Source organism: Rhodoplanes roseus (genome assembly GCF_003258865.1).
GTDB classification, from domain to species: Bacteria; Pseudomonadota; Alphaproteobacteria; order Rhizobiales; family Xanthobacteraceae; genus Rhodoplanes; species Rhodoplanes roseus.
Map to the genome: position 1 here is coordinate 1 of NZ_NPEX01000487.1, position 2,577 is coordinate 2,577.

Consider the following 2,577-nt stretch of genomic DNA (forward strand, 5'->3'; position numbering starts at 1 on the left):
CTCCTCCAACGCCACCGCCCGCAGATCCGCCCGGAACCGGATCGCGGCCCCCACCGCGTTGCAGACGACGGCGACCGGCGCGGCGACCGGTTCCGGCGCCGGAGCGGGAGCCGCCACACGCTTGCGCGGCGCGGCCTTGCGGGTCGTCTTCGCGACGCTGCGCGGGCTCGCGGCCTTCGCGGCCGGCTTGCGGGTCGACTTGCGGACCGGCGTCTTGGCCGTCGACTTCTTCGCCGCCGGCTTGCGGGCCGTCGACCGGGTCGAGGACTTGGTCGCCGAGGACTTGCTCGTCGACTTCTTGGTCGCCGACGTCTTGGCCGCCGGCTTGCGGGTCGATTTCGCGGCGGGCTTCTTGGTCGCGGGCTTCTTCGCGGCGGGTTTCTTCGCGGCGGACGTCTTGGCGGCCGGCTTCTTGGCCGCGGCCTTCTTCACCGCCGGCTTCTTGGCCGTGGTCTTCTTCACGGTGGTCTTCTTGACCGTCGTCTTCTTGGCGGCCGCCGGCTTCTTGGCCGCGGCAGCCCGCGGCTTCGCCGCGGTCTTGGCTTTGGCCTTGGCTTTCGCCGGTGACTTCTTCGCTGTCTTCGCCATGCAGGTTCTCCCGATCTCGGCTGAGCTCGACGTTACGCGACGGCCTGGTTCGTCGGACCGTGAGAAGAACCACGCGGGGACGCGGACGACATCGCGGCGTTCCTGACGGGGACACCGGAACCGACCATTCCGCGATGCTCCATGGCCATCGGCGCTGATCCCCCGATCGTCGGACCGAGGCGATCGCTCGGCGTGTTCGATCGGGATTGCGAAGCCCGCGGCGATCCGGTGGAAGAGCCGAAACAGTCGGCGACGATCGCATCGGGCGGGTTCTTCTCGATAGTCACGATCTTGCGCTCACGCAACCGATTCGCCAACACCGCCACGATTCGCACGACGATGCTGCGCTCGTGAGCACGCGACGGCGCGCTCATTTTTCACGACACGGCCGCGCATGCAAAGCATTTCGTGCGCGCCGGGCCGCGTCACATCGGTGCAGCGACGCCGCGCGACGCGGCGCATCCGTCCAGCAAAGACGGGCGTTTCATCAACCCGGCTGCTCGAACGCCGCCGGCTCCGGACCGCCCGTCGCCCAGTCCACCAGCTCGACCGGATGGACGACCGGGATCGCCGTGGCGGACCCGATCTGCGCCATGCAGCCGACATTGCCGGCCGCGATCACGTCCGGTTCGAGCGCTTCCAGATGGGCGATCTTGCGATCGCGAAGACGGCCGGACAGCTCGGGCTGCAGGATGTTGTAGGTGCCGGCCGAGCCGCAGCAGAGATGGCCTTCGGGCACGTCGCGCACCACGAAGCCGAGCCGTGCCAGCATCTCCTTGGGCTGCCGCACGACCTTCTGGCCGTGCTGCAGCGAGCACGGCGCCTGGTAGGCGACGGTCAGCGGCGGGGTCGGCACGCGCTTGAGTGCGCCGAGGCCGGCGATGAACTCGCCGACGTCCCGCACCTTCGCGGCGAACCGCGCCGCCGGTTCCGCGAACTCCGGGTCGGCGCGCAGCATGAAGCCGTAGTCCTTCATCGTGGTGCCGCAGCCCGAGGCCGTGGAGACGATCGCGTCGAGGCCGGCGCCGTCGAGCTCGGCCGCGAAGGCCGTCACATTGGCGCGCGCCGCCGCCAACGCGCGATGCTCGTCGCCCATGTGGTGGGTGACGGAACCGCAACAGCCCTCGCCGGCCGGCATCACCACGTCGAAGCCGTGCCGCGTCAGCACCCGCACGGTCGCCTCGTTGATGCCCGGCGCCAGCACCCGCTGGACGCAGCCGGAGAGGAGCCCGACGCGGCCGCGCCGCACGCCCTCGGCCGCCACCACGCGCCCGGACGGGGTCGGCTTCGGCAGCAATCCGTGCGGCGCCAGCCGCAGCATCGCGGCGATCTGCGGCAGCCCGAGCCGCGCGAACAGCGGCGCCAGCGGCTTGGTGAAGGCCCCGGCCGCGCTGACCATCCGGAACAGGTTCGGATCCGGGATCGCACGGGCCAGCAGCGCCCGCACCAGCCGCTGATGCCAGGGGCGCCGGTAGGTCTTCTCCACATGGGCGCGGGCGTGGTCGACCAGATGCATGTAGTGCACGCCGGACGGGCAGGTCGTCATGCAGGAGAGACACGAGAGGCAGCGGTCGAGATGCTTGACCTCCTCGGCGGCGGCCGGCCGGCCGCCCTCCAGCATGTCCTTGATCAGGTAGATGCGGCCGCGCGGCGAATCGAGCTCGTCGCCGAGCAGCACATAGGTCGGACAGGTCGCCGTGCAGAAGCCGCAATGCACGCAGGCCCGCAGGATCGCGTCGGCCTCCTTGATGGCCGGGTCGGCGAGCTGCGCGAGGGAGAACTCGGTTCTCATGATGCCCTCACACCCCCGCCCACATGCGTCCGGGGCCGAGCACGCCGCGCGGATCGAAGCTCTCCTTCACCCGGCGCGTCAGCAGGCCGAGCGGGCCGCCCTGCGGCTCGAACACGTCGACGGCGGCCCGCAGCGCGGCGGGCGCCCGGATCAGCGTCGCGTGGCCGCCGCAGCGCGCGGTCGCCGAGCGCATCACG

At 71.1% G+C, this 2,577-nt stretch carries 2 protein-coding genes and 2 pseudogenes; 1 reads left to right on the forward strand and 3 read right to left on the reverse strand.

Features of this window, described 5'->3' with window-relative positions; genetic code table 11:
• Positions 1-588: pseudogene (locus CH341_RS30520) on the reverse strand (hypothetical protein); the annotation flags it as partial.
• 141 nt (positions 589-729) lie between these two features.
• Between CH341_RS30520 and CH341_RS30525 the strand changes: the two are divergent.
• Entirely contained in the window at positions 730-942 is a 213-nt protein-coding gene (locus tag CH341_RS30525) for a hypothetical protein (protein ID WP_111423298.1), read from the forward strand.
• Between the two features lie 133 nt (positions 943-1,075).
• Here CH341_RS30525 and glcF read toward each other — a convergent pair whose 3' ends face one another.
• Together glcF and CH341_RS30535 are read right to left on the reverse strand one after the other, a co-directional pair.
• Complete coding sequence (gene glcF, locus CH341_RS30530; protein WP_111423301.1) at positions 1,076-2,380, reverse strand: glycolate oxidase subunit GlcF; 1,305 nt, start codon at positions 2,378-2,380, stop codon at positions 1,076-1,078.
• Positions 2,381-2,387: 7 nt separating this feature from the next.
• Positions 2,388-2,577 (reverse strand): annotated as a pseudogene (locus CH341_RS30535) (glycolate oxidase subunit GlcE); the annotation flags it as partial.

Coding starts and splice junctions, on each gene's coding strand:
- CH341_RS30525 (WP_111423298.1), top strand. CDS start 730: ATGGCCATCGGCGCTGATCCCCCGATCGTCGGACCGAGGCGATCGCTC.
- glcF (WP_111423301.1), bottom strand. CDS start 2,380: ATGAGAACCGAGTTCTCCCTCGCGCAGCTCGCCGACCCGGCCATCAAG.